The sequence below is a fragment of the Nocardia sp. CC227C genome, assembly GCF_030767025.1.
Taxonomy (GTDB): domain Bacteria; phylum Actinomycetota; class Actinomycetes; order Mycobacteriales; family Mycobacteriaceae; genus Nocardia.
On sequence record NZ_JASITE010000004.1, the window covers coordinates 49,213 to 74,999 of the forward strand.

Sequence of the window (25,787 nt, forward strand, 5' to 3'; positions counted from 1 at the left end):
TTCAATACCGACCGGTTGCGGCGGATCATTCGCCAACTCGCGCCGATCGCCGCCGACGCGGGGCGGGCATGCGGTCGACGGCTCTAGAGTTCACGGTGTGACGATGGAGATTCGGCCGCTCGACGGCGTGCGGGTGCTGGAGTTGGGGAACTACGTCGCGGCGCCGACCGCCGGGCGGATCCTCGGGGACTTCGGGGCCGAGGTGATCAAGGTGGAGCGCCCCAAGACCGGGGACGAGCTGCGGAATTGGCGACTGTACGGCGGCGACACCTCGATGCTGTACCGGACCGTCAACCGGAACAAGAAGTCGATCACGCTGGATTTGCGGACCGAGGCGGGGCGGCGGATCGTGCTGGAGCTCATCGAGCGGTGCGATGTGCTGCTGGAGAACTTCCGGCCCGGCATGCTGGAGAAGTGGGGGCTGGGGCCGGAGGTGCTGACCGCGGCCAATCCCAAGCTGGTGATCACGCGGATCTCGGCGTACGGGCAGACCGGCCCGCTCGCGCAGCGTCCGGGTTTCGCCGCCGTCGCCGAGGCGGTGGGGGGTTTGCGCGAACTCGTGGGCGACCCGGATCGCCCGCCGGTGCGCGTCGGCGTCTCCATCGGCGATTCCATCGCGGGCATCTACGCCGCCTTCGGCACCGTCATGGCGCTGTTCCAGCGCGAACGAGTCGAGCGGGTTCCCTTGGAGCAGCGGATCATCGACGTCGCGCTCAACGAGTCGATCCTGTCGGTCATGGAATCGCTGGTGCCCGACTACCTCGCCTACGGCATCACCCGCGAACGCGTCGGCGGGCGCATGGAGGGCATCGCGCCCAGCAACGCCTACCCGTGCTCCGACGGCACCAGCATCATTATCGGCGGCAACGGGGACGCCATCTTCCAGCGCTACATGCGCGTCATCGACCGGCCCGACCTGGCCGCCGACCCGGAACTCCAGGACAATGCCGGGCGCTGGCAGCACCGCGAACGCCTCGACGCCGCCATTGCCGAGTGGACGCGGCGGCACACCCGCGACGAGGCGCTGCAGGTGCTCGAACAGGCGGCCATCCCGTGCGGACCCATCTACACCGCCGCCGATCTGGTCGCCGACGAACAGCTGAAGGCACGCAATATGATTCAGCCCTTCCGGGTGGATGTGGGCGAGCCCGAACCCAAGGAGGTCGGCTTCACCGGCATCGTGCCCGTGATCGGCGGCGCATCCCTGCCCATCCGGTCGGTCGGCCCCGATCTGGGTGAGCACACCCGAGAGGTGCTGTCGAACCTGCTCGGCATGTCCGACGCCGAACTCGACGCGCTGGAGACGGACCGATGAACCAACACGACGGCTCGACGCAGCTCGGCGGTGCGGCACAGCTCAGCGGTGCGGCGCAACAATCCGGCGACACCACGCAGACCCGCGACACGTCACGACAGCCCGGCGGCCCGACGCGGCAGCACGGCGCGACTCAGCGGACCGGGGACGCCGCGCAGCGGACCGGCGAAGCGCCACAGCACCGCACGATGCCCATACTCCGTGATGTGACCCTGCGCGACGGTCTGCAACTCACCGGCAAAGTCCTCCCCACCGAACACAAGGTGGAGATGGTGCGACGGCTGCTCACCCTCGGCGTGCCGGAGCTGGAGATCGGCTCCCTCGCCCGGCCGGACCTGGTGCCGCCCATGGCCAACAGCCTGGAGGTGGTGGCCGCGCTGAGCGCGGAGGAGTTGCGGCGGTGCTGGCTGTGGGTCGCCACCCCGCGGCACGTGGAGAAGGCCGCCGCGGCGGGTGTGCGGAATTTCCAGTACTGCTTCTCGGTCTCCGATGCCCACAACCGGGCCAATATCGGCCGTTCGACCGAGGACAGCGTGGCGGCCATGCCCGCCGCCATCCAGTTGGCACGCGAGGTGGGCGGACGGATTCAGCTCTGCCTCGCAACGGCTTTCACCTGTCCGTTCGACGGGCCGGTGGATCCGGAGCGGGTGCTGTCCATCGCCGCCGATCCGCGCACCGCGGGCGCGGACGATATCGTGCTCGCCGACACCCTCGGGCAGGCGCATCCCGGGCAGGTGGCCGCCTTGGTCGCGGCCGTGCGCGCCCGCGACGCGGGGCGGCGCATCGTCTTCCACGGCCACGACACCTGGGGTATGGGCGTGCCGAACTCCCTGGCGGCGGCCGCGGCCGGGGCCGATGTGGTGGACGGGTCGCTCGGCGGGCTGGGCGGATGCCCGTTCGCGCCGGGGGCGAGCGGCAACACCTCGAGTGAGGATCTGCTGTTCGCGACGCGACCGGACTGGTTCACCCCGCCGGTTCTCGGCGAGCTGGTGCGGATGTCGGAAGCATTGCTGGCCGAACTCGGCGAGCCCAATCGATCCCGGACGGCCGAGGGCGCGCGGTCGAAGGCGCAGGCGTTCGAATGGGTTATCCGCGGGTGAAGTCCGCGCGTAGCCGTAACAAAACCAGCCCCGCGGTGCACGCCAGAATCAATCCGGCGACCGTGATTTCGACATGCAGTCCGGCGATTCCGAATCCGGCGCCCACCAGGCCCCCGAGGAATATGAACCAGGCGAGTGCCCGGGCCAGGATCTCGGTCATCCGCTGCGGCCGGTCCGCCGGGGAATCCGGGGATTCCACGGGCTGCGCGGCCGTGCGCAGCGGGGATGTCGAGGAAGCTCCCATCATCTACTCCTAGATGACGCCCATGAGTTCCGCGCTGACGACTTCGTGAACCTGCGCGCGTCCCTCAGCTAATTCCGGGCGTCTCACATGTAACTTTGGTCACACATTACGGGTCGGCAACGGAATGTCCACGCGACACGGGCACGCAACACGCAGAGTTGACCAATTCGATATGTGAATTACCGCTGTTTGAGATTGTCTTGTTACGGCGGAACCCACCGCGCGGGACGGGATTCGAACCGACCGCCCGCGTGGCCTCGGCGGGCGGCCTCGATTAGGGTGAGCCCCACTCGAGACGAATGAGGAGAGCTCACCGATGGACGGCAGCAACAGCCGCGCGGACGATCACGACGAGCGCCGCTCGCGACGACTGCCCGCCCCCATGATGGGCGCGGTCGCCGCCGCCGGAGCGGTCTCCCTCGGCCTCGTCCTCATCGGCTCCTGCGGCCTGGATCGCGAGGACACCTACGTCGCGCCCCCTCCCCTCAACGCCGACCTCCAGGCCGCCCCCTCCGGCTACGCCCGCTCCAGCACCACCACCCCGGTCATCGTCATCCCGCCCTCCCCCACCTGGCGCGTCGCCGCCGACCGCCCGCCGCGCCGCACCACCACGACCACCACCGTCGCGGCCAAGGCCGACGACGACCGCGAATACTCCGACACCGAGCCCACCACCCGCACCACGCGCCCGACCATCCCCCGCCCCACCACACCCAGCACCACCGAGCGCACCGAGACGCTCACCCGACCCCCCACCGAAGACCCGCCGACCCCCACCGCGGACCCGCCGACCACCACCGCGGACCTGCCCACCACCACCGCGGTGCCGACCTTCCCGGAGGAAGAGATCGAGGAGTAGCCGAACTCCCCTGCGCAGCGGCACCGCCCCGCCGGAACCGGCACGACGTCCCCCCGGTTATCGGCCCGGCGACACGACAGGCTCCGGTGCACGCACGGTATCGGCGGGCCGTCGAGCACGGCTGAGCGCGGGCGCGACCGTCCCCGACGATCCCGGATCGGCGGTGCCGGCGAGCTGCGGGAGTGCGTCGACAATGACGGTGGCCCCTCCGGTTTCGGAGGGGCCACCAGCGTGCGCGAGGAAGCCGGTCAGATTTCGGCCAGTCCGTAGTCGGCGACGCGGTCGGCGAGGACCCGGAGATGCTCCAGCTCTCCGCCGAGGGTGCGGCCGATGGCGGTCAGGCGGGCGACGTAGTGGCTCACCGGGTATTCGGTGGTGATGCCGATACCGCCGTGCATCTGCACGGCTTCCTGGCCGATGTGCCGCGCACCGCGCGCGACCTGTAGGCGGGCGCGGGAGGCGATCACGGGGTCCACGGTGCCGTCGGCGAGGGCGGCGGTGGCGTAGTAGCTCATGCTGCGGGCCAGTTCCAGCGACACGTACATGTCCGCGGCCCGCTGCGACAGCGTCTGGAACTTCGACAGCGTTACCCCGAACTGCTTGCGCGTCTTCAGGTATTCGGTGGTGAGCCGCAGCGACTCCGCCATGGCGCCCAGGGATTCCGCGCACAGGGCGGCCTGTGCCCGGACCAGCGCCGCGTCGACGGCGGCCCGGACGTCACCGCCGGTGCCGAGCACTTCGGCGGGGACGGCGTCGAATTCGAGCTGCGCGCCGCGCCGCCCGTCGAATGTGCGGAAGGGCTTGCGCGCCACCGCGTCCGCGTCGACCAGGAACAGCCCGGTGCCGCCGTCGGGCAGCGCCGCGCTGACCACCAGGGTGTCGGCGCAGTCGCCGTGCGGGACCGGATTCTTCACACCGGTCAGCGCGTACGAATCACCCTGCGCCACAGCGGTGGTGGCCAGGTCCGCCGACGGCCACCGCAGTCCGGGCTCCTCGTGCGCGAAGGCCAGCAGCCGCTGCCCGGCGACCACCTCGGGCAGCACCCGTTGCCGCTGTTCGGCGGTGCCGACGCTCGCCACCAGCGAACCGGGCAGCAGCACCGCGTCCAGCAGCGGTTCGGGGGCCAGGCAGCGGCCGATCTCCTCGAGCACCACCATGGTCTCGACGGGGCCCGCGTCCATACCGCCGTCCGCTTCGCTGAAAGCCAGTCCCAGCACGCCCAATTCGGCGAGCTGCCCCCACACGTCCCGGCTCCAGCCGAGATCGGTGTCGGTGATCTTCAGCCGCGACTCCGGGTCGTAGGTGCGCGCCAGCACCTCGCGCACCGTGTCGCGCAGCATGATCTGTTCATCGGTGAGTTCGAAATCCATGGCGGCGCCTCACAATCCGAGGATGGTGGAGGCGATGATGGTGCGCTGCACCTCGTTCGACCCTCCGTAGATGCTGGTCTTGCGGTAGTTGAGGTAGGTGGGGCCGGTGATCTGCGCCCACTCCGGGGAGGCGATGTCGGCGGCGTGCACCGGCAGCGCGTCGGGTCCGGCGATATCCATGAGCAGTTCGGTCGCGGCCTGCTGCAATTCGGTGCCGCGCAGCTTGAGCACCGACGACGCCGGATTCGGCTTGCCTTCGAGGGGCTGGGAGACCACGCGCATGAGGGTCAGCTCCAGCGCCAGCAGTTCGTTCTCCAGCTCGGCGACGCGGGCGGCGAAGACCGGATCGTCCATGAGCGTTCCGCTGCCCGACTTGGTCTGCGCCGCATACTCTTTGGCCAACCCCAGCTTGACCTTGGTGCGGCCGACGCCGGTGATGCCGGTGCGCTCGTTGCCGAGCAGGAACTTCGCGTAGGTCCAGCCCATGTTCTCCTCGCCGACCAGCTGATCGGCGGGCACCCGGACGTTCTCGAAGAAGACCTCGTTCACCTCGTGATGGCCGTCGATGAGCTTGATCGGGCGGATGGTCACGCCCGGGGTGTTCACATCGAACAGCAGCATCGATATGCCCGCCTGCTTCTTGGCGTTCGGGTCGGTGCGCACCAGGCAGAAGATCCAGTCGGCGTACTGCGCCAGGGTGGTCCAGATCTTCTGGCCGTTGACGATGTAGGAGTCGCCGTCGCGCACGGCGGTGGTGCGCAGCGAGGCCAGGTCGGAACCGGCGTCGGGCTCGGAGAAGCCCTGGCACCACCAGATGTCGAGGTTGGCGGTCGGCGGCAGGAAGCGCTGTTTGAGCTCCTCGGAGCCGAACTGGGCGATCACCGGGCCGATCATCTGGGCGTTGAAGGTGAGCGGCTCGGGGACCGAGGCCAGCTGCATCTCGTCCTCCCAGATGTGCAGCTGCATGGGCGACCAGTTCTGCCCGCCCCATTGCACGGGCCACTTCGGCACCGCGAGACCGTGCTCGTTGAGGATCCGATGGGTGGTGACGATGTCCTCGCGGGAGAGTTCGCGGCCGTACTTCACGCGGTCGCGGATCTCGGCCGGGATCTTGGTCCGGTAGAACTCGCGCAGTTCGTCCCGGAATGTCACCTCATCGGGTGAGAGAGCTAGCTTCATCGCGTCTCCAGGCGTTCGCCGTATGTGTTCCGCGTCTCGGGCTTAAAAGACACGGCCAAGTGGGTGTCTCAAAGCTACCACTGGGTAACGGTCGGTCTGTCACCAGCATCACACCGGCGGCGCGGCCTCACCCCCCACGCCGGGCACACGGCTGGTAATTTGCGGGGGATCAGCGCGGCCGAAAAGACATCCGGCGGCCGCGCCCATCGAAATCTCGAGGAGCAATACGAGTGAACGGCAGGACCCTCCGCCGCGCCGCGTCCGCGACCGCCATCGCGGCCACGGTGGCGCTAGGCACGACCGCAGTCGCCCACGCCGAACCCGCGGAGCCGCAGCCCTCACCCGTCGACATCGCCATCGAGCAGCTCACCGACACGGCCGAGGGCAATGCCGACGCCGAGGCGGCGGTGCGCTCCACCGCCAAGGCCGCGCAGCTCGTCACCGCCGCCAAGCTGGGCAATGTGGCATTCGCCCCGTTCGCCTACATGGCGCCCACCCTCGGCTGCGGCACCGGTATGCCGCTCAGCCTGACCGCGGCCTCCGCCATCGCGGGCGGTACTCCCGACAGCCTCGGCGCCGCCCCCGGCACCCTCCGCTTCCAGGCCGTCGCCCAGCACTCCGGCATGCCGCTGGCCTCCGGCCTCAGCGTGGTCTGGCTGAACGTGAACAACGGCCGCAGCGGGATCAACATGCTCGACGACGTCTCCGAGTACAACCTCCCCAGCCTGTCCAAGACCGTCGACTCCGGCCCCGGCAACGTCATCGCCTCCCTCTGGGGCACCATCGACTACCCCGGCGCCCGCTGCGTCGTCACCCCCACCGTCGGCCTCTTCACCGTCCCGGACCTCCCGGCCCCCGCCCCCGAGGCCCCGGCCGACCCGGCCGCTCCCGCCCCGGCCTCCGAACAACCCGCCCCGGCCGACGCCCCCGCACCGAACTGACCACGGCCCCAACCCGATCCGGCATCCGAGCCCGCTACGAACCGACGGGCTCACCCGCTACGGCACCACCCCATCCCACCCGAGCCGGCGGGCTCGGGTCTGGCCGACGCGCTCGGGCGAGTCCGGCGTAGTCACCACCCACGCTCAGGTCCCGGCATCCGGCACTTGTACTCGAATGCGAGCACCTGTCGACCAGCCACCCGGCGATTCGCGGCGCGTCCCGGTTCTGGACTGACCGGAGCGGAGGAGCGAAGCGGGGGAGCGGAGGGAGGGAAGAACCGGGACCTCCAGCGCCGCGAATCCGCCCGGAGCGCAGCGGAGGGCAAATCAAACACAGCTCAGGCGCGGGGTTTGCGGCGTTCCGTGCGTTTGCCGCCGCCGTGGTCGCGGCGGGGGCCCCGGGTCAGGGGGCGGTGTCCGGGCGGGCCCGAGTCGAGCTGGAGCTGAATGAGCTGGCCGCTGATGCGGGTGCGGCGCAGGGCGTCCAGGGTTTCCGAGGAGAGGTCGGCGGGAAGTTCGACCAGGCTGTGGTCCGGGCGGATGCTGATGTGGCCGAAGTCGCTGCGGCGCAGGCCGCCCTCGTTGGCGATGGCGCCGACAATCGCGCCGGGCACCACCTTGTGGCGCTTGCCGACGGAAATCCGGTAGGTGGCCATTTCGGCGCCGGACTGGCGGTGGCGCGACGGGCCTTCGCGGCGCGGGCGGTCACCCTCGAAGGAGCGGGAGCCGCGTTCCCGGGGGCGGCGTTCGGGCTCCGGGTCGGGTTCCATGAAGAAGTTGTCGCCGTCGTGCGAGCCGACCGCGAGCGCGGCCGCGATATCCACCAGCGGGATATTGTGCTCGCGCTCGTAGTCCTCGATGAGCTTGCGGAACAGCGCCAGATTCGCCGCGGACAGATTCTCGGTGATCATGTCGCCGAATTTGGCGACGCGCTGCGTGTTCACGTCCTCCACACTGGGCAGCTGCATCTCGGTGAGCGGCTGGCGGGTGGCGCGTTCGATGGAGTCGAGCAGGCGGCGTTCGCGCGGGGCGACGAACAGCAGCGCCTCACCGCTGCGGCCCGCGCGGCCGGTGCGGCCGATGCGGTGCACGTAGGACTCGGTGTCGTGCGGGATGTCGTAGTTGACGACGTGCGAGATGCGTTCCACGTCGAGACCGCGGGCGGCGACGTCGGTGGCGACCAGGATGTCGAGCGCGCCGGACTTGAGCTGGCCGATGGTGCGTTCCCGCTGCGCCTGCACGATGTCGCCATTGATGGCGGCGGCGGAATACCCACGGGCGCGCAGCTTTTCGGCCAGCTCCTCGGTGGCCTGCTTGGTGCGCACGAAGATGATCATGGCCTCGAAGGGTTCGACCTCGAGGATGCGGGTCAGCGCGTCCAGCTTGCGCTGATAGGACACCTGCACCCAGCGCTGGCCGATATTGGTGTTGGTGGCCGTCTTGGCCTTGACCGTGATCTCCACCGGGTCGTGCAGGTACTGCTTGGAGATCTTGCGAATGGCGGTCGGCATGGTGGCCGAGAACAGCGCCACCTGCTTGGACTCGGGCGTGTCGCGGAGGATGCGCTCCACATCGTCCTGGAAGCCCATCTTCAGCATCTCGTCGGCCTCGTCGAGCACGAGGTACTGGAGCTGGGTCAGGTCCAGGGTGCCGCGTTCCAGGTGGTCGATCACCCGGCCGGGCGTGCCGACCACGACCTGCGCGCCGCGGCGCAGTCCGGACAGCTGGACGGCGTAGTTCTGGCCGCCGTAGATGGGCAGCACATGCAGTTCGGGCATATGCGCGGAGTAGCGCTCGAACGCCTCGGCCACCTGGATGGCCAGCTCACGGGTCGGGGCCAGGACCAGCGCCCGCGGCGATTTGCCGGAGACTTGCAGGCCCATGAGGATCGGGATCGCGAACGCGGCGGTCTTGCCGGTGCCGGTCTGCGCGAGCCCCACCACGTCCGCGCCGTCGAGCAGCGGCGGGATGGTCGCCGCCTGGATGGGCGACGGCGACTCGTAGCCGACATCGGCGATGGCCCGCAGAATGCGGTCATCGATGCCCAGATCGGCGAAGGACGGGCCGGTCGCGTCCCTCTCGTCGTCGATCGAAACGCTGTCGGCCGGTGAGGTGCTCATTGGCCGCAAGTTTACTGCTTGGCTGTGGTCACCTCGACCATCGGGCCGACCGGGTGAGACCCAGGTAACCGAACGGTCGGCATCGCATACCTCGACACCACCGAAATCCCCAGCCCCCACAGCCCTTTCCACCACCACCCCGAATCCCCTGCCAGCCGTCCCACGGAACTGCCGCCCGCCCGATCACACCGCAGCACCCCGGCGATGCCGACTCCCGCACACCACGGCACCCCGGCGCGCAGCCGCCCCGCACCGCAGCACCCCGGCGCGCACCGTCCCTCACACAGCGGCACCGCACCATGCGGCCGACCGCGCACATACCGCACCGACTCACCGCACACGCCCACCGCGTCGCCGCACACGCCCACCAACTCACCGCGCAGCCGCCGCACAGCCCCAACACCGCCGCACACGCGAACACGCCACCGCGCCGCCTGTGCACCGCAGTACACCATCGACGAACCTCAGCAGCGCGATCATCGCCTACCGGGTGACCTGACCGCCGCACTCGAGCTCGGCGGTGCCGATGATCGCCGGGCCGGGCTTGTCCGGGATGGCGCGGTGGCCGTCCGGTGGCGGGCCGGGATCGCGTACCGATCCCGGTATCGCCGCGCGGCGGAATCGGGTACTTCTGAATGCATGAGCGCCTTCGCCCACGAACCGGCCGCCGCCGTGCACCCGGCCGACGAATCCACCGCCGGGCCCGCCGTCGATATCGCGGTGATCCAATTCGGACCCGGCACCGATGTCGGGGCCAATCTCGCGGCGCTGCGGGAGGAGGTGCGGGCGGCCGCCGAATTGGGGGCCAAGGTCGTGGTCGCGCCCGAGTACTCGATGTACTCGGTGAAGCGGCTGGACGAGCGGGTGGTGTCGGTCGCGGAACCGCTGACCGGACCGTTCGTGACCGGATTGCGCGGTATCGCCGCCGAGTTCGGGGTGCACCTGGTGGCGGGCGTGGCGGAGGCGCCGGGCGGTGACCTGCCCGCCGACCGCATCTTCAACACCCTGGTCGCCGCCACCCCCGAGGCCGAGTTCGCCGCCGTCTACCGCAAGGTGCACCTCTACGACGCCTTCGGGTTCCGCGAATCCGAGGTGGTGCTGCCCGGACCGCTAGACCCACCGCAGACCTTCACCGTGGACGGCGTGGTGTTCGGTATGCAAACCTGCTTCGACCTGCGCTTCCCCGAGGGTTGCCGACGCATCGCGGCGGCCGGTGCGCAGGTGCTGCTGCTGCCCGCGCAATGGATACCGGGACCGGGCAAGGTCGATCAGTGGACCACCCTGCTGCGTGCCCGCGCCATCGAGAACACCCTGTACGTGGCCGCCGCCGACCAGTGCGCACCCAAGGGCGCGGGTTCCTCCATGATCATCGACCCCACCGGCGGAGTGATCGCGGAACTCGGCGAGCACGCGGGCATCGCCACGGCCCACATCGACGTGGCCTACCTGGAGAGCGTGCGCGCCACCAACCCGAGCCTGTCGCTGCGGAGATTCACCATCGCCACCGAGTGAGCGGCAACCGCAACCGCCCCAGGGCCCCGAGCGAGCGCTTCCGAACCACTCCGGGGCACACCGAGCCGACCTGCCCGCGACCACCCACCACGCCCACACGAACCCACCGATCCACTCCGACCGCCGCCCTCCTCACGCGGCGTACTCCGAGAGCGTGCGCACCACAACCCCGCGCCTGTCGCTGCGGAGATCCACCATCGCCACCGAGCGAGCCCGCCCCCGCTGCCGCTGACCAGAGTCCCCGGGGCGAGCGGTTCCGCACCACCGCCGGGGCACAGCATGTCGACCTGCACACACCGCCCCACCCACCACATCTCACGGACCCACCGACCCGTCTACCCACGCCGCGCTGGCTCATGCACCGCGCGGCCAACCCCGCACCGGCTACCGCCGCTCCACGTCCGACCGGCCTGCGCACCATTACCCGCACGACCCGTGGACTTGCCCGCACGGTCCGTGTACCACAGCGCGCGGGGACGGGCGGGGCGGCGCACGGCGTTCGTGCCCGGTGGGACGGACCGGCGGCTGCCGCCGCATCCGTTGGGTCTCCGGGAATCCTGCTGGTGGCGACGAGCACGCCTAGACTGGGGGCGATGATCTATCCGGATCGAGTCGCCGCCGGTCGCGCGCTGGGTGGATCGCTGCGGCACCTGCGCGCGATGAACCCTCTGGTGCTGGGATTGCCCCGGGGCGGGGTTCCGGTGGCCGCCGCCGTGCGGGACGAGATCGGCGGTGACCTCGATGTGCTGCTGGTTCGCAAGCTCGGAGTGCCGTGGCAGTCCGAGCTGGCCTTGGGGGCGATCGGCGAGGACGGGGTGCGGGTCCTCAATGACGACGTGGTGCGGCACACCGGTGTCACAGACGCGCAGATCGCCGAGGTCGAGCGGGTCGAGCGCGCGGAACTGGAGCGCCGCCGTCAACTGCTGGTCGGCGCGGTACCGCCGCTGCAGATGCGCGACCGGGTAGTCGTAATCGTCGACGACGGTATGGCGACCGGCGCCACGGTGGCCGTGGCCTGTGAGATCGCCCGGCTGCACGATCCGCGCCGCCTGATCGTGGCCGTGCCGGTGTCCTCGGCCGAGGCGCTGCACCGCATCCGCGCCCGCGCCGACGACGTGGTCTGCCCGCTGGTCCCGCGCCACCTCGGCGGTGTCGGCGGAGCTTACGAAGACTTCCACCAGCTCACCGACGAAGAGGTCGTGGGGCTGCTCCGCGGTCCGGCACAGGCCGCGGAGTAGGGCACCAGCCGCGCGCGACGAGAGCCCAGCCGCTCATCCACCCAGCGTGAACCCCGGCGGCTCTCCCCCACCGTGCGAACCGAACGACTCAGCCCCACTCCGGCCTCGACCCGCACATCGCCGATGAGGCGCGACGAAGGCGGTCGGATCGATCGAAGAACCCTGCGGCGCGGCTCGTTCGGCACCGGGCAATCACCCGGTGCCACGGTGCGCGCACACCCAATCCGCGATATCCGCGGTGACCTCGGCGTGCACCGGCTCGTGCAGCAGATCGTGCCCCGCACCGGGATAGGCGCGGAAGTCGACGGGAGCCGTCCGCACCCAGTCACGCACCCGGTCGATCGGCGCGCGCCGATCATCGACACCGTGCACCACCAGCACCGGAAGCTCGTCCGGCAGCAGCGGGGCACCATTGCCGGCGGCCACGCGCCGCCCGGCGGGTTCCATGCCGCGTGGGGCATACGGCGTGCCGGGACCGCGCCCGGAGCGGGAACGCGGTGCGTCACCGGCCCCACGCGCCGACGACGGCGGTGCGCCGTCGAAAACGGCCGCCGGGGTGCCGCACAGAATCAGACCCGCCAGCGGGATATCGGCCGCCGCGACGAGCGCGAGAGCGGTGGCGGCGCCGAGCGAATGCCCCATCAGGAACAGGGGTTGCCTACGCCGGTGTCGATCCGCGGCCGACGGGAGATCGGAACCGGATGCCCACGCGGATCGCGATGCGCTCGACGCGGATCGGGGCGCGGTTACGGGCGGCGTGGCGTCCCCCGCGGGCGACGATCCGAACGCGGACCCGATCTCGGCGAGAAACGCGAGCGCGTCGGCCGTCAGCTCCGGGAGCGTGCCGGGACGTCCGGGATCGCCCTCGCTGAGCCCGTGACCGGAAGTGTCGAGACACCACAGCGATATACCGGAGTCCCGGAGACCGGCGGCGAACCGGTGATAGTGGCCGCTGTGCTGACCGCTGCCCGGAAGAAGCGCGAGCGCGGCCCCGGACGGCTCGACCGGGCGGTGGCGGTAGTGCAATCGACCCCGGCCCCCGACGAAATACGGCACCGCGCAATTCTCCCAGACCCCGCTCTCCACCGGTCCCCGCCGTCGAGGGGAACTGGTGGCGGCGCCTGCGCGCACAATGCCGCCACAGATTCCCCCTCGACGGACGACGCGGAGTGCGACACGCCGACGTGGTGGATGGGGTTGCGAGGTTGCGGGCGGGGCGGGAGCGGGGGTGGCGTGCGGCGGCGGGACGAGTCATGTTGTCGCGCAACAACGCCCGTCAGGGGTTGCCGACGGGGGCGGGAAGCGGGTGGGGCCGGGGGTGAAGCGGGCCCCACCTCGTAACACACCGCTTCGCTTCCACTTACTACGCTGTTGCGCGACTCGGCACGCAACGGTGCGTGGACCGGGTGCGGGTGTCGGCGAGGAAGGCACAGGAGGGCCGCGCTTGATTCTGTTCGGTGATCGTGTCGTGTGCAGCACCGGTGACCTGGTGGAGGCGGCGCTCTGCGAGTTCGCGCTGCTGCGCGCGCTCGACGCCGAACTGGGGCTGGTGGGACCGGTGGAGTACCGCGCACCGGGTGTCCTGCCGCGCCCGGCGGACCCCGAGCGCGAAAACCGTCTCGCGGACCTTCGCGACCGTCACGGCAGCGGCGTGGTGCGCATCCGCACCGAGATCACCCACCCGGCCCCGACAGCGCACGACCACCGGATGGGGTTCGAGGGCGGCGGGCTGGCGGCGCGGATGGCCGAGTTGGGGCTCCGCGATCCGGCGGGGACGGGTGCGGCGGGAACGGGTGCCGGGGCCGGGAGTGCGGATCCGGCGCTGGTCGTCGCGGCGCTCGCCGTGGCGCACGAGGCCACCGTGGCGGCGCTGCGGGGAGACGCCGAGGTGATCGCGAGTCCGGTGTTGTTCGAAGGGGACTTCGCTGTCGGCTGCGATTTTCTGCTGCGGGACAGCGCACCCGAAACACACGACTATCTGACCGCCGGGGTCGCCAACCGCCGGACCCGGATCGGCACCCTGCTGGAGCATGCTGCCTTTGCGGATGCGTTGCAGCGCACCGGTTTCCGGCCCGCGCCGCATACCCGGATCTGGCTCGGCGGGCAGGCGGGCACGCACACCCTCGCCGATATCGCCGTCGTGTACCGGGCGCGCCGGGGTCGGCTGGCGCTGATCCTCGACGCCAAGTTGAACGAGCTGCTGCCGGTGCAGTGGGGTGATCGGCGGTTCCTCGCCTGCGGGCAATGCGTCACCTGCACGGCCGAACTGGAGGCGCGGCGCGATCTGCTGCTGGTGGCCGGGATGCGCCCGGCGGTGCGTGCGCAGTTGCGGGATGCGGGCATCACCACGGTGGATCGGCTCGCCGCGTCGGACGGCGCGGTGACCGGGGTGCCCGCGCCCACCTTCACGGCATTGCGCCGCCAGGCCGAACTCCAGTTGCACCGGGAGCATACGGGCCACCCGATCTACACCGTGCTGGATGCCGACGCGCTGGGCGGGCTGCCCGCGCCCACCGCCGGTGACCTGTTCGTCTCGGTCACCGCGCCGGAGGCGGGGACCGCCACCGACCTGCTGGTGACCATCGGTTCCGGGGAACCGGAGAACATCTTCCGCACCTTCGTGATCCACGACCGCTCCGACGAGCCCCGCGGGCCCTACCCGGCCGACGACGCCGCGGCCCTGCTGGATTTCCTCGCGGAATGGCAGTGGAATCATCCCGGACTGCGCATCCACCACTACCGCGGCGGCCTGCGACCGCTGCTGGCCGGACTCGCCGACCAGCACCCGGACGGCGAGGACATCGTCGCCGCCCTGCTGCCCCTCCTGCTCGACCTGTACCCCATCGTGCGGTCGGCGCTGCTGGTCGGCGAACGCTCCTACGGCCTGCACCACCTGCCACCGAACCTGTTCGGCCCCAACGACTTCGACGAACACCCCGAAACCGCCCCCGGCCCACCGGAACCCGATCACGGCCCCCCGGTCGGCAACGGCCACACCGCCGCCCGCCATCGCGCGCACGCCGCGGTGGCCGTACTCGACCGCACCGTGCTCACCGAGGTCGGCACGACCCGCGTCCTGACCGACGCGTCCGTCGCCGACACGGCACCGGCGGACACGGCGGCGACCGACGCAGCGCACACGCTGGCCGCCCGTGCCGACGCAGCGCACACGGCGGCCGCCCACACCGACACAGCGCACACCGAGACCACCCATGTCGACACCGGGCTCGTCGAAACGTCCCGTGTCGACGCGGTGCGGGGCGAAGCCGCCGATATGCGAGCCGCCGGGCGAGCGGATGCCGTACGGACCCTGGGTATCGGGAGCGCCCGTGCGGAGTTCGTCGATGCCGACCGGGCACGGGCTCACCCCGTGCGGGCCGGAGCCGTCGCGGCTCCCCCGGCCGCACACCCCGAGGCCGAGTTCGTGGCGGACGCCGCCACCGTCCCGGACGAGTCGGTGTGGGTCGAGGCGGAATTCGTCGATGGCGGGTTCGCGGGCGGAGCGCTCACCGAATCCCTGCTGCCCGCGGCGGCACTGACCGAGTTGGAGCATGCCGCTCTCGCGCATCTCGATTCCGACTGCGCCGCGGCGGCGGATGGCGCGGGTGACTGGGTTGCGGTGGCGCGGCTGCGGGACTGGCTGCTGGAGTTGGCCGAGGGGCACGCCGTTCATCCCAGGGGGCGTCCCGATGAGATGGTGGCCGAACCGGTGCCCGCGGCGGTGGAGGCCGCATTGCGCGAGTTCGCGGCCGGTCCGGTCCGCGACGATGCCGCGCGATCGGGTGGTGTGGCGGCCTACGACGCAGCCGCCGATCCGGCCCACCCCGACCGGAGCGCGGGCGGGCGGCGGACCGATGCCCGCCTGGCCGCCGCGCTGACCGCCGCCGCGCTGGGCTACCACCGCCGCGAGCGCCGACCGCTGCGCTGGGCGCACGCGGACCGCCTCGACCACCCCGTGGAGGAGTGGGCCGACACCCCGGGCGTGCTCATCGCCGACTGGGGCACCGTGGACACCAACTGGCACAGCACCGGCCAGCACCCCATGCGCCGCTATCTCACCCTCACCGGACGGCTCGGCACCGGCCAGGCGCCCCCGCCGGGCACCCCGGTCGTCACCCTGTACGACCGTGCGACACCGGATATCCCGGCTCGCCCCGGCCGCCGCCCGTTGGCGCGGGCGACCGTGCTGGGCTGTGCGCTGGACGCCAATTTCGACGATGTGGTGCGGGTGGTGGAACTGCTGCCCGCCGGCTGCGAACCCTTCGACGAGCTGCCCGCCGCCATCGCCCCGTGCCCACCGGCGCGGGAGGACCGGCTCGAGGACGCCATCGAGGATGTGGCGAACGAACTGCTGGTGACCCTGCCCGAGGTGCCGCCGACGGCGACCTTCGACCTGCTGTGCCGCCGCCCGCCGCGCCTGCTGTCGGGCGGGACGCTGCCGGAGGTGTTCGGCGACCACGCCGCCGCCGTCACCGCGGCCGTGCTGGATCTCGCGGATTCCTATGTGGCGGTGCAGGGTCCGCCCGGCACCGGCAAGACCGACACCACCGCCCGCGCGGTGGAACGGCTGGTGACCCGGTACAAGTGGCGGGTCGGCGTGGTGGCGCGCTCCCACGTGGCGGTGGAGCATCTGCTGGACGCGGTGGTGCGGGTCGGGGTGCTGCCGGAACTGGTGGCCAAGGCGGACGCGCAGACGGTGGCCCCGGAGTGGCTGGGTATCGACGCCGACCGCTATGTGCGGTTCCTCGACAATGCCGTCAACGGCTGTGTGGTCGGCGGCCTGCCCGACGATTTCGCCGACACCGCACGGATTCCGCGCGACAGCCTGGATCTGCTGGTGATCGCCGACGCCGGTCGATTCCCGCTGGCCGATGCGGTCGCGGTGGCGGTGAGCGCCAGAAACCTGCTGCTGGTGGGCGATCCCGCGCCGCGCGCCGGGCACGGCGCGCATCCGGAGCCGGTGGACGAGGCGGTGCTGGGCTGGCTGATCGGCCCGCACCGCACGCTGCCCACCGAGTACGGCTACTTCCTGGACCGCACCTGGCGCATGCATCCGCGCATGTGCGGCCCGGTGTCGCGGCTGCGCTACGACAATCGGTTGCGCACCAACGAAACCGTCACGCTGGCACGGGAACTCGACGGCGTCGCGCCCGGCATCCGGACCGTGACGGTCGAGCACCACGGCAATGCCACCGAATCCGCCGAGGAGGCCCGGGAAATCGTGCGCCAGGTGCGCACCCTGCTCGGATTGCCCTGGCATACCGGAGCTGTGACGCGCCGCCTGCATCCGCACGACATCCTGGTGGTCGCGCCGTATCACGCGCAGGTGGCGCGGATTCGAACCTCGTTGTCCCGCGCCCGGATCGAGGATGTGCTCGTCGGCACCCCCGATCACTTCCAGGGCCGCGAGGCCGCGGTGGTGCTGGTCTCCATGACGACCTCTGCCCCCAAGGACGCCCCGTACGGGGTCGCGCCGCTGCTCTCCCGGCACTGGCTGACCAGCGCCATCTCCCGCGCCATGTGGGCGGCGGTCATCGTGCGCTCACCGCTGCTGGCGGAGTATCTGCCCACGGGCACAGCGGAACTGTCGGATCTGGCGGCGTTCCTGCAACTGGATCGGGTCTAGCCGAAGCACTTCCCCTCACCGCGATAGGTGGGCACGGTGGTGCGAATGCCGTTCTCCACCAAGTGCACTTCGGTGAATCGCTCGCACAGTTCACCGGCCTTGGCGTGGCGGAACCACACGCGATCGCCGATGCGGAGTCCGCCCGCTCCGGTGAGCGGGGTCTGCACCTCGCCCGCCCCCTCGGTGCCGATCAGCTTCAATCCCAAGGGCCACACCGGCTTCGGCACCCGCGACGCACCCGCCGGGCCGGAGGCGATGAAACCACCGGAGAAGACGGTGGCGATGCCCGGGGCCGGGCGGCGCAGCACCGGCAGGGCGAAGTGCATGGCCGGACGCCGGGCCAGGTTGCGGTAGCCGTCGAAGAGGGTGGGCAGGTACAGCCCGGATCCGGCGGTCACCTCGGTGACGTCCGGGTCGGCGATGCTCACCTCGATGGAGCCGGTGCCGCCGCTGTTGACGATCTCCAGTTCACCGACCTCGGAGCGCACCGCCTCCAGCACCTTGCGGCGACGGCGCAGGATTTCCGCCGCGGATGCCTTCTTCACCAGGCGCACAGCGGGATTGGTATCGGGCAGGCCCGCGATCTGCGCCTCGTAGGTCATGACGCCGACCATCTGGAAGCCGCGCCGGACGGCCGCGGCGGCCAGCGCGGCGGCCTGTTCCGGGGTGCGGACGGGCGAGCGGCGCACTCCCAGGTGCAGCGGCCCGATCCGCAGGGAGGCGTCCACGTCGAGGCAGACGCGCGGGTGCACGTGTTCGGCGCCGACGGCGGCGCGGATGAAGTCCAGTTGATCGACGTCGTCGACCATGAGGGTGATGGCCGCGCGCAGCGTGTCGTCGGCGGCAAGTTCGGCCAGGGCGGCGCGGTCGGCGGTGGGATAGCCGAGCAGGATGTCGCGTGCTCCCTCGCGGACCAGCCAGATCGCCTCGCGCAGGGAGTAGCCCATGATGCCGGCGAAACCGCCGTCGACGGTGAGGTCCTTGCCGAGTACTTCCTCCAGCACGGCCCGGCACCGCACCGATTTGCTCGCCACCCGGATCGGCACGCCGTTCGCCCGGCGTACCAGGTCGGCCGCATTGGCCCGCAGGGCGGCGAGGTCGACGGCGGCCAGCGGCGGATCCAGATCGACGGTGGCCGCGTGCAGCCCGCTGATCAGCGACGAATCGGTCACATAAGCCACTCAACCACGAAACTGGTCATCCGTCCAGCATTCCGGCCGTGCGCTATCCCTCCGCTTCGGGATCATCCCGACCGATGCGCGCCCGCTGCCACCGGGCGCACCGCCGTGCGGAGTACCGGCTCAGCCGCGATCGAGCGCCTTGGTCGACAGACTCGAGACCAGGTCGTCGAGGACGACCAGGGCGGTTTCGTCATCGCAGTCGGCCAGCCAGCGCAGCACGATGCCCTGCATGACCGCCACCAGGTAGGCGGCGATGGCCTCCACCGGCTCCAGCCATTCGGTGTCCGAGCGCTCGGCGCACAGATGCAGGAAGGACACCACATCGGCATCCATCTGCCGGTACATGGCCGACGCCACCGGATCCGGGGTGCAGACCGACTGGTTCTCCCAGCGGCGGCGCAGGACGGCCAGGGTGGATTCGTACGCCTCGATCTGCCGCTCCGGCGTGGCCTTGATAATCGGCCACAGCGCGCTGATCCCGGCGTGCAGCAGTACGCGCAGCGCCCGGGTACCGGTGAAATCGAGTGAGGCGGCGGCCTTCTCGATCGACTCGGTCATGGCGGGCCGCACTCCGATATGAATTGTTTTTCCAGCGCTCAACGACGACTCCCTCAGCGAAAGAACTCGCGCACCTCGCACTGCGCGGCTCGCTCAGCAGGTTGCGGATCGACACTGATCCCCCGAGGCTTCTACCCCGGACGCAACCGCTCAACAGGTACCGATGGTAAAGGTTTTTCTGGGTGCTCGATCAGCTTTGATAGCCATTTTCGTACCTGAAGACTGTTTTGTTACCTAATCGGAACAGTGGTGCGATCGAACAGGAATGTTCGGCATTAGGCTGGCGACCTGGTAAACGCCGACTTAGTCGACCGAACGGTATTTTATGGATGCGATTCCGGACAATGCCACATACTGTGCCATATGACACAGGTGTAAGCCGTAAAGCCCCCTGGTCGTAGCACGAATTCGTCCCATCGATCCGACATCGACACCCACGGTATACCGCCGTACCGATAGCCTGGTCCGGTGACTTCAGCGGGCTCCGATCAGTTCCTCATCCCCGGCACCTTCAACTACCGCGACGTCGCGGGCGCACGCACCGGTGGCGGCGCGAAGGTCCGCTCGGGAATCCTCATGCGGTCGGCCGAGCTCAGCCGCCTCGACGGCGACGGCCACGCCACCCTGCTCGAACTCGGCATCACCGACGTGCACGATCTGCGCGGCCACGCCGAGATCGACTACCTCGGCCACGACTCGCTGCCCGAGGGCATCCGGCTCAACGTCACCCCGTTCGATCCGCGCATGGGCGAAGCGCCGCCGCACGAGGCCCGCCGCCACAGCACCGCGTCCGCGCACATGCTCGAGGTCTACCGCCGCTTCCCCGCCCTGCCCGAGGCGCACACCGCCATCGCCACCATCGCCGACTCGATCCTCAACGGCACCGCGCTGGTGCACTGCGCGGCGGGCAAGGACCGCACCGGCTGGGCCGTCGCCACCGTGCTCCGCGCCGTCGACGTCACCGAGGACGACATCTTCGCCGACTACCTGCGCAGCAATGACGCCGTCCCCACCCTGCGGGCGCTCATCGCCTCCGGCAGCAATGAGGAACTCTCCGACGACCTGCTCGGCGTGCGCGCCGACTACCTCGCCGCGGGCACCGCATCCATGGTGGACATGTACGGCGGCATCGACGGCTATCTCGCCGAGATCGGCATCACCCCCGACCGCCGCGAGGCACTGCGCGCCCGCCTACTGGAATGAGCTCGCCCGCCAGGACTCGAACCTGGACACCGGGAACCAAAATCTCGGGTGCTGCCGATTACACCACGGGCGAAAGCTGGTGCGGGAAGTCGATCTTCGCCGATCCGAGCGGTCCCGGACAATCGAATTTACGGCGGCGGGCGAGTGGGGTACGTCGCCTATCGGTCGGCACGGCGGACCAAGCCGTCCGGGTCGATGCTGACCTGGTTGCCGGTGTGGAACCAGGTTCCGGTGAAACGGGATTCGGTGGTCTGCGGATCGTTCCAGTAGCGGCGGGTGACATTCGGGCCGCGGCAGAGGAGTTCGCCGCGGCCGGTGTCGGCGCGCGGACCCCAGAGCGCGAGTTCGGTTCCGCCGAAGGCGAATCCGAGCGCATCGCGGGTGGCGGTGTCGTCGCGGGCCAGGCCGATGCCGCTGGTCTCCGTCGCACCCCACACCGACCACTGACGGGCCTCGGGGAAGATCTCGCGCAGCGCGTCGGCGACCGTGTCGGCGGTCCCGGGTTCGGCGGCGGCGAGTTCGGCGCGATGGCCCGCGCTGCACACCCTCCCGACCCGGTCCAGGCGCAGCCCCGTCAGTTCGGGCACCAGCCCCGCGAACACCCGCGGCGTGGCCGAGACCATGTCGATGCGTTCGGTCACCAGCGCTTCCGCGACCGCCTCCGGGTCGGGGGCCAGCACCACGGTGCCGCCCACCGCGAAGGTCGGCAACAGCTGATCCACGCAGCCGCTGGCATGGGACAGCGGCAGCAGCAACAGATTTCGCAGCCCATCGGTGGGCAGATCCAGCGCCCCGACCACGGAGCGAATGGCCGAGAGCAGATTCTCGTTGGTCAGCTCCACCCCCTTGGGGTCCGCGCCGTGGGCGGCGCTGGTGTAGCAGAGCAGGGCCAATTCGGTCAGGGAAGCGCCGTCGTCGATGAAGGCCGCGGCGTCGGGCAGCGCCTCCCGGAATCCGGCAGCGCTGCCGCCGCCGTCCAGGATGTAATCCGCGCAGCTGTCGTGGATCACCCGCTCCGCCAGCGCATCCGGAAGACCCTCGTGCACCAGCACCGGCACCGCGCCGGAGAGCAGCGCCCCCAGGAACGCCTGCACCCAGCGCACCCCGACCGGCATGCGCACCGCCACCCGGTCGCCGTAGCCGATACCGTGCTCCTGCAACCCGCCCGCAATGCGGGAGGCCGAATACCAGAGTTCGCGGTAGGTGAGGCGGGGGCCGCCGATCTCGACCACCGCCTCCCGTGCCGCGAAGGAATGCACCTGGATGTCCAGCAGCTCGGTGAGCGCCGGGTTCAGATTGCCGTACCGCAGCACGCCGTCGGCACCGCGCGCGAGAGGGTTGCCGCTCCAGGCTTTTCGCGATTCGCACGACGCCTGGGGATATTCGACCAGTAACTGCGACATCCGTTCCTCCGAGTGCCTTCGAGCCATCAGGCACCAGTGACTATATGATGCACGTCACACACTGTGCTGGATTTCTGCTGGGTTCGATGGCCGCTGTGTTCGATCTGCCCTGCGCCCGCTCCGGGCGGATTCACGGCGCTGGAGGTCCCGGGTCTTCGGCGTGGGAGTGTGGCTTCGGCTCGGCTGACCGATGGTGGCCGCCGCGCCGGGTCAGTCGCCCGAGTACTTCGCCTTACCCGGGCCGACCTCGAGGAAGCTGCGGACCGCGCTCTTCAGGTCGGCGGTGTCGAACAGTGCGCCGGAGACCGCCGGGGTCACCGAATCGGCGTGGGCGACACCGCCGGAGCGCCATGCCTCGATGATCTGCTTGGTGGCGGCGTGCGCCTTGGTGGGGCCGTCGGCGAGACGGGTCAGCAGGGCGCGGGCGGCGGTGTCGACGTCCTCGTGGACGGCGTTGACCACACCCCAGTCGGCCATGGTGGCGGCGTCGTAGAGGTCACCGGTCATGACGAATTCGCGGGCGCGGCCGGATCCGGCGCGCTCGGCCAGCCGCTGCGGGCCGCCCATGGACGGTGTCAGCCCGACCACGGTCTCCACCAGACCGAACTTGGCCTTGGGCGCGGCCAGGATGACATCGCAGGCCAGCGAGACCTCGAAGGCCGCGGTCAGGGTGAGGCCGTGCGCGGCGAAGACGACCGGGCAGGGCAGCGCCTCCAGCGGATGGATGATGCGGGCGAACAGGGTCCGCCACAGCTCCGCGCCCTGCTCGGGGGTGAGGCCGTCGAAGATGTGCACATCCACGCCGCCCGACACCAGCTTGCCCTCGGCGCGGATGAGCAGCGCCCGCGGCGGGGTGGCCGACAGCTCGGCGATATCGGCCGCGAGGGCCTCCATCAGGGCCTTGTCGAAAAGGTTCAGCGGCGGATGCGCGATGGTGATGGTCGCCGCCTGCGCGCCACCCTCGGTGGTGACGTATTCGAGACGGGTCGGCTTGGTGTCGGTCATGAGGGCGAATCTAGGCGCTGGCGCGACCGGGCGACAGTCCGCCCGCGGACGGTGTCACGCCCTACTGGGAGTGCGCGCCTTCTGACAGACTGGCCGGGTGACTACCTCGGCTTCGGACACTTCGCAGAGCGGCAGCTACGTCGAACCCGGCGAGTTCACGCGCGACACCAACTACATCACCACCCGGATCACCGCCGACGGACGCGACGGCTACCCGGTGCAGCCCGGCCGCTACCGCCTGGTCGCGGCGCGCGCCTGCCCGTGGGCCAATCGCACGCTCATCGTGCGGCGGCTGCTCGGGCTGGAACCGGTGCTGTCCCTCGGCCTCTGCGGGCCGACCCACGACAAGCGCAGCTGGACCTTCGATCTCGACCCGGGCGGCGTGGATCCCGTACTGGGCATCCACTTCCTGGCGGACGCGTACTTCGCGCGCTACCCCGACTATCCGCGCGGCATCACCGTCCCCGCCGTCGTGGACGAGCGCACCGGGCAGGTGGTCACCAACGACTACGCGCGAATGACGCTCGACTTCTCCACGGAGTGGACCGAATTCCACCGGCCGGGCGCGCCGCTGCTGTACCCGGAGGACCTGCGCGCCGAGATCGACTCGGTGAACCGGCGGGTCTACACCGAGGTCAACAACGGCGTCTACCGCTGCGGGTTCGCGGGCTCGCAGGACGCCTACGACGCCGCCTACGACCGGCTGTTCACGGCGCTGGACTGGCTCTCCGACCGGCTCAGCGGCCAGCGCTATCTGGTGGGCGACACCATTACCGAGGCCGATGTGCGGCTGTTCACCACCCTGGTCCGGTTCGACGCCGTGTACCACGGGCATTTCAAGTGCAATCGCGAGAAGCTGACCGAGCTGCCGGTGCTGTGGGCCTACGCCCGCGACCTGTTCCAGACGCCCGGCTTCGGGGACACCGTCGACTTCACGCAGATCAAACAGCACTACTACATCGTCCACCGGGACATAAACCCGACGGGGATCGTGCCCAAGGGCCCGCAGCTGGCGAACTGGCTCACCCCGCACGGACGGGAAGCCCTGGGCGGCAAACCCTTCGGCGACGGCACCCCACCCCCGCCGCCGGTCGAGGCGGAGCGCGTACCGCCCGAGCACGGGGCATAGCGGGACGCTCGCGGCGCGGACAGCACCGGCGCTCCACATCGTGGGCGTGTAGGACGGCGCGCCACAGCGCCCGGAATCGGCGCTCCCGGGCCGAGTGCGGCGGCGCGTTCTTCAGGGCTCGACGTGTCCCCGGTAGGTGCCGAAACTCCAGTACACGCCCTCGGGATCGCGGACGGTGAAGCCCCGGGACTCGTAGCCCTCCTCGTCGCGCAGTTCCCGGGTGACGCTCGCCCCGGCCGCGCGGGCGCGGGAGTACATGGCGTCCACGTCGTCGAGGACGAGGTAGACGCAGCCCGCGCCGGGCGGCAGCTCTCGGGCGGCCATATCCTCGCGCCAAGAGCCGAGCATGACTCCGCCGCCGCCCGGCCACCTCAGTTCGGCGTGGTGCACCACCTCGCCCTCGGCGTAGCAGGCGCGGGTCTCGAATCCGAAGGCCCGCTCCAGGAAGTCGACGGCCGCACGGGCGTCGCGGTAGGTCAGGCACGGCCAGATCGCGGTGGCGGGGTGCACGGCGGACGTCGATGCGGCGGGCGTCGGCGTGGTGGAGGTCCGCGTGGTGGAGGTCGATTCAGTCATGGGGCGAGGATCCCGCCGCGTACGGCAGTTGGTCTTGGAAGAATGGGAACACCTCCCGCTCCCGCCACACCGACGGCGGCACCCCGGCGAACTCACGCCATTCCCGGGCCATGTGCGCCTGGTCGTAGTACCCGGTGCGGGCGGCGACCTCCGCGAGCGCGGGCACATCCGGCAGGCGCAGCAGCCGATGCGAACGCTCGAAGCGGGCGATGCGGGCGGCGTCCTTCGGCGAGATGCCGAATTCGGCGGTGAACCGGTTGACCAGATGCCGACGGCTCCAGCCGATCTCCGCGGCCACCTCACCCACCCGCACCCCGGGGCCGGGTCCGGAGAGCAGGTCCCAGGCCCGCGTGAGCTCGTCGGCCCAGGGCACCGGGCGCACCTCGCGCAGCAGGATGTCGTCCAGCACGGCGAACCGCTCCGACCAGTCGGTCGTCCCCGAGATCCGGTCCCGCAGCTCCACCGCCCGCGCGCCCAGCAGGTCATCCAGATCCACCAGCCACGATCCCAGCGCGGCGGTGGGCACGCCCAGCAGCGCGCGGGCCCCGCGCGGCGTCACACCCAACTGGATACCGTGCTGGAAACCGTCGTGCGCGATCAGGGCCGGGTGCACGGTCAATCCGCTGGCCAGCATGTCCCACCGGCCACCGGCCTGCTTCGGATGCGAGGACACCGGCACCTCCACCGGCTCGTCGATGGTGACCAGCACGGTCAGCGCGGTCGCGGGCATACCCACATGCGTCCCCGGTTCGAAGCCGCGCAGCAGGTAGCCCTCGTAGGAGAGGACATACGGTCGCAGGCGCGGATCGGGCAGGCCCCGAGCACCCTCGGACACTCCGGTCACCTGATCACGGTAAGCCCGCGCACCGACAGCCACCACCCATCGGCACGAAGCCCTCGCCGTCCACCACGGCCACCGGCGACCCGCGGCACCTTCACCACCTCACCTGCCCGAGCGTGACTTGGGCCAAACACCACCGGCACGCGGTATTCACCATTCCGTCCGACCGAGCCACGCGGACCACCACCCCGGCATGCGATGCGCGCCCTCACCCCGTCCGACCGAGCCACGCGGACCACCACCACCCGGCACGCGGTGCGCCATCACCCGCGCGCACGGAGCGTCGCGTCCGCCACGCGGACCGGGCGAGCCGGAGGCCGCATTCTGGGTATTGCACAGGTATCCCGCCGGTACGGCGACAACGGCTCGTCCCGGAGACCACCGGTG

At 70.6% G+C, this 25,787-nt stretch carries 20 protein-coding genes and 1 tRNA gene; 9 read left to right on the top strand and 12 right to left on the bottom strand.

Annotation, left to right across the window (positions count from 1 at the left end):
* Positions 1-103: 103 nt before the first annotated feature.
* On the top strand, positions 104-1,315 hold the full coding sequence (locus tag QMO76_RS08730; RefSeq protein ID WP_306361122.1) for a CaiB/BaiF CoA-transferase family protein: 1,212 nt from the start codon (positions 104-106) through the stop codon (positions 1,313-1,315).
* A gap of 188 nt (positions 1,316-1,503) precedes the next feature.
* On the top strand, positions 1,504-2,415 hold the full coding sequence (locus QMO76_RS08735) for a hydroxymethylglutaryl-CoA lyase (RefSeq protein ID WP_306361123.1): 912 nt from the start codon (positions 1,504-1,506) through the stop codon (positions 2,413-2,415).
* Here QMO76_RS08735 and QMO76_RS08740 read toward each other — a convergent pair.
* Positions 2,402-2,662, bottom strand: coding sequence for a hypothetical protein (locus QMO76_RS08740; RefSeq protein WP_306360689.1), 261 nt, complete (start codon positions 2,660-2,662; stop codon positions 2,402-2,404). The two genes, QMO76_RS08735 and QMO76_RS08740, sit on opposite strands and share 14 nt — an antisense overlap.
* Positions 2,663-2,975: 313 nt before the next feature.
* Between QMO76_RS08740 and QMO76_RS08745 the strand changes: the two genes are divergently transcribed.
* The gene (locus tag QMO76_RS08745) at positions 2,976-3,518 is read left to right on the top strand and encodes a hypothetical protein (RefSeq protein WP_306360690.1); all 543 of its coding nucleotides are present in this window, start codon (positions 2,976-2,978) and stop codon (positions 3,516-3,518) included.
* A gap of 248 nt (positions 3,519-3,766) precedes the next feature.
* Here QMO76_RS08745 and QMO76_RS08750 read toward each other — a convergent pair whose 3' ends face one another.
* Both QMO76_RS08750 and QMO76_RS08755 read right to left on the bottom strand, forming a co-directional pair.
* Positions 3,767-4,888, bottom strand: a complete 1,122-nt coding sequence (locus QMO76_RS08750; protein ID WP_306360691.1) for an acyl-CoA dehydrogenase family protein — start codon at positions 4,886-4,888, stop codon at positions 3,767-3,769.
* Positions 4,889-4,897: 9 nt separating this feature from the next.
* Complete coding sequence (locus QMO76_RS08755) at positions 4,898-6,067, bottom strand: acyl-CoA dehydrogenase family protein (RefSeq protein ID WP_306360692.1); 1,170 nt, start codon at positions 6,065-6,067, stop codon at positions 4,898-4,900.
* A 230-nt stretch (positions 6,068-6,297) separates the two neighbouring features.
* Here QMO76_RS08755 and QMO76_RS08760 point away from each other — a divergent pair, with 230 nt between their 5' ends.
* Positions 6,298-7,008 carry a hypothetical protein gene (locus tag QMO76_RS08760; protein WP_306360693.1) on the top strand — a complete coding sequence of 237 codons (711 nt, stop codon included), beginning with the start codon at positions 6,298-6,300 and terminating at the stop codon, positions 7,006-7,008.
* Between the two features lie 338 nt (positions 7,009-7,346).
* Here the strand turns inward: QMO76_RS08760 and QMO76_RS08765 are convergent, their stop codons facing one another.
* Complete coding sequence (locus QMO76_RS08765; RefSeq protein WP_306360694.1) at positions 7,347-9,128, bottom strand: DEAD/DEAH box helicase; 1,782 nt, start codon at positions 9,126-9,128, stop codon at positions 7,347-7,349.
* Between the two features lie 639 nt (positions 9,129-9,767).
* On the opposite strand from QMO76_RS08765, the gene QMO76_RS08770 reads away from it, so the two are divergent.
* Both QMO76_RS08770 and QMO76_RS08775 read left to right on the top strand, forming a co-directional pair.
* Positions 9,768-10,640, top strand: coding sequence for a carbon-nitrogen hydrolase family protein (locus QMO76_RS08770; protein WP_306360695.1), 873 nt, complete (start codon positions 9,768-9,770; stop codon positions 10,638-10,640).
* 593 nt (positions 10,641-11,233) lie between these two features.
* The gene (locus QMO76_RS08775) at positions 11,234-11,878 is read left to right on the top strand and encodes a phosphoribosyltransferase (RefSeq protein ID WP_306360696.1); all 645 of its coding nucleotides are present in this window, start codon (positions 11,234-11,236) and stop codon (positions 11,876-11,878) included.
* A gap of 192 nt (positions 11,879-12,070) precedes the next feature.
* Here the strand turns inward: QMO76_RS08775 and QMO76_RS08780 are convergent, their stop codons facing one another.
* Positions 12,071-13,009 (bottom strand): alpha/beta hydrolase, encoded by a 939-nt coding sequence (locus tag QMO76_RS08780; protein WP_306360697.1) that lies wholly within the window; start codon positions 13,007-13,009, stop codon positions 12,071-12,073.
* 313 nt (positions 13,010-13,322) lie between these two features.
* Here QMO76_RS08780 and QMO76_RS08785 point away from each other — a divergent pair, with 313 nt between their 5' ends.
* Positions 13,323-17,504, top strand: coding sequence for a bifunctional RecB family nuclease/DEAD/DEAH box helicase (locus QMO76_RS08785; RefSeq protein ID WP_306360698.1), 4,182 nt, complete (start codon positions 13,323-13,325; stop codon positions 17,502-17,504).
* On the opposite strand, the gene QMO76_RS08790 is transcribed toward QMO76_RS08785, so the two are convergent.
* Both QMO76_RS08790 and QMO76_RS08795 read right to left on the bottom strand, forming a co-directional pair.
* Positions 17,501-18,676 (bottom strand): amino acid deaminase/aldolase, encoded by a 1,176-nt coding sequence (locus tag QMO76_RS08790; protein ID WP_372341927.1) that lies wholly within the window; start codon positions 18,674-18,676, stop codon positions 17,501-17,503. The two genes, QMO76_RS08785 and QMO76_RS08790, sit on opposite strands and share 4 nt — an antisense overlap.
* Positions 18,677-18,805: 129 nt before the next feature.
* The gene (locus tag QMO76_RS08795) at positions 18,806-19,243 is read right to left on the bottom strand and encodes a TetR family transcriptional regulator (protein ID WP_306360700.1); all 438 of its coding nucleotides are present in this window, start codon (positions 19,241-19,243) and stop codon (positions 18,806-18,808) included.
* Between the two features lie 468 nt (positions 19,244-19,711).
* Between QMO76_RS08795 and QMO76_RS08800 the strand changes: the two genes are divergently transcribed.
* Entirely contained in the window at positions 19,712-20,446 is a 735-nt protein-coding gene (locus QMO76_RS08800; RefSeq protein ID WP_306360702.1) for a tyrosine-protein phosphatase, read from the top strand.
* 1 nt (position 20,447) lies between these two features.
* Here the strand turns inward: QMO76_RS08800 and QMO76_RS08805 are convergent.
* The 3 genes from QMO76_RS08805 to QMO76_RS08815 all read right to left on the bottom strand — a co-directional run bounded on the left by QMO76_RS08805 (position 20,448) and on the right by QMO76_RS08815 (position 22,854).
* A tRNA-Gln gene (locus tag QMO76_RS08805) sits at positions 20,448-20,519 on the bottom strand.
* An 85-nt stretch (positions 20,520-20,604) separates the two neighbouring features.
* Entirely contained in the window at positions 20,605-21,849 is a 1,245-nt protein-coding gene (locus tag QMO76_RS08810) for a class I adenylate-forming enzyme family protein (RefSeq protein ID WP_306360704.1), read from the bottom strand.
* Between the two features lie 210 nt (positions 21,850-22,059).
* The gene (locus QMO76_RS08815) at positions 22,060-22,854 is read right to left on the bottom strand and encodes an enoyl-CoA hydratase/isomerase family protein (RefSeq protein WP_306360705.1); all 795 of its coding nucleotides are present in this window, start codon (positions 22,852-22,854) and stop codon (positions 22,060-22,062) included.
* A 97-nt stretch (positions 22,855-22,951) separates the two neighbouring features.
* Between QMO76_RS08815 and QMO76_RS08820 the strand changes: the two genes are divergently transcribed.
* Positions 22,952-23,983, top strand: coding sequence for a glutathione S-transferase family protein (locus QMO76_RS08820; protein WP_306360706.1), 1,032 nt, complete (start codon positions 22,952-22,954; stop codon positions 23,981-23,983).
* Positions 23,984-24,094: 111 nt separating this feature from the next.
* Here QMO76_RS08820 and QMO76_RS08825 read toward each other — a convergent pair whose 3' ends face one another.
* Both QMO76_RS08825 and QMO76_RS08830 read right to left on the bottom strand, forming a co-directional pair.
* Positions 24,095-24,559 carry a VOC family protein gene (locus tag QMO76_RS08825; protein ID WP_372341928.1) on the bottom strand — a complete coding sequence of 155 codons (465 nt, stop codon included), beginning with the start codon at positions 24,557-24,559 and terminating at the stop codon, positions 24,095-24,097.
* A complete protein-coding gene (locus QMO76_RS08830) occupies positions 24,552-25,403 on the bottom strand; it encodes an AraC family transcriptional regulator (protein ID WP_306360707.1) in 852 nt (283 codons plus the stop codon). Before QMO76_RS08830 ends, QMO76_RS08825 begins: the two co-directional genes overlap by 8 nt.
* Positions 25,404-25,787: the final 384 nt, after the last annotated feature.

Bases quoted from the DNA above. Each gene is read 5' to 3' on its own strand.
- QMO76_RS08730 (WP_306361122.1), top strand. From the start codon at position 104: ATGGAGATTCGGCCGCTCGACGGCGTGCGGGTGCTGGAGTTGGGGAAC.
- QMO76_RS08735 (WP_306361123.1), top strand. From the start codon at position 1,504: ATGCCCATACTCCGTGATGTGACCCTGCGCGACGGTCTGCAACTCACC.
- QMO76_RS08740 (WP_306360689.1), bottom strand. From the start codon at position 2,662: ATGATGGGAGCTTCCTCGACATCCCCGCTGCGCACGGCCGCGCAGCCC.
- QMO76_RS08745 (WP_306360690.1), top strand. From the start codon at position 2,976: ATGGACGGCAGCAACAGCCGCGCGGACGATCACGACGAGCGCCGCTCG.
- QMO76_RS08750 (WP_306360691.1), bottom strand. From the start codon at position 4,888: ATGGATTTCGAACTCACCGATGAACAGATCATGCTGCGCGACACGGTG.
- QMO76_RS08755 (WP_306360692.1), bottom strand. From the start codon at position 6,067: ATGAAGCTAGCTCTCTCACCCGATGAGGTGACATTCCGGGACGAACTG.
- QMO76_RS08765 (WP_306360694.1), bottom strand. From the start codon at position 9,128: ATGAGCACCTCACCGGCCGACAGCGTTTCGATCGACGACGAGAGGGAC.
- QMO76_RS08770 (WP_306360695.1), top strand. From the start codon at position 9,768: ATGAGCGCCTTCGCCCACGAACCGGCCGCCGCCGTGCACCCGGCCGAC.
- QMO76_RS08775 (WP_306360696.1), top strand. From the start codon at position 11,234: ATGATCTATCCGGATCGAGTCGCCGCCGGTCGCGCGCTGGGTGGATCG.
- QMO76_RS08795 (WP_306360700.1), bottom strand. From the start codon at position 19,243: ATGACCGAGTCGATCGAGAAGGCCGCCGCCTCACTCGATTTCACCGGT.
- QMO76_RS08810 (WP_306360704.1), bottom strand. From the start codon at position 21,849: ATGTCGCAGTTACTGGTCGAATATCCCCAGGCGTCGTGCGAATCGCGA.
- QMO76_RS08815 (WP_306360705.1), bottom strand. From the start codon at position 22,854: ATGACCGACACCAAGCCGACCCGTCTCGAATACGTCACCACCGAGGGT.
- QMO76_RS08825 (WP_372341928.1), bottom strand. From the start codon at position 24,559: ATGACTGAATCGACCTCCACCACGCGGACCTCCACCACGCCGACGCCC.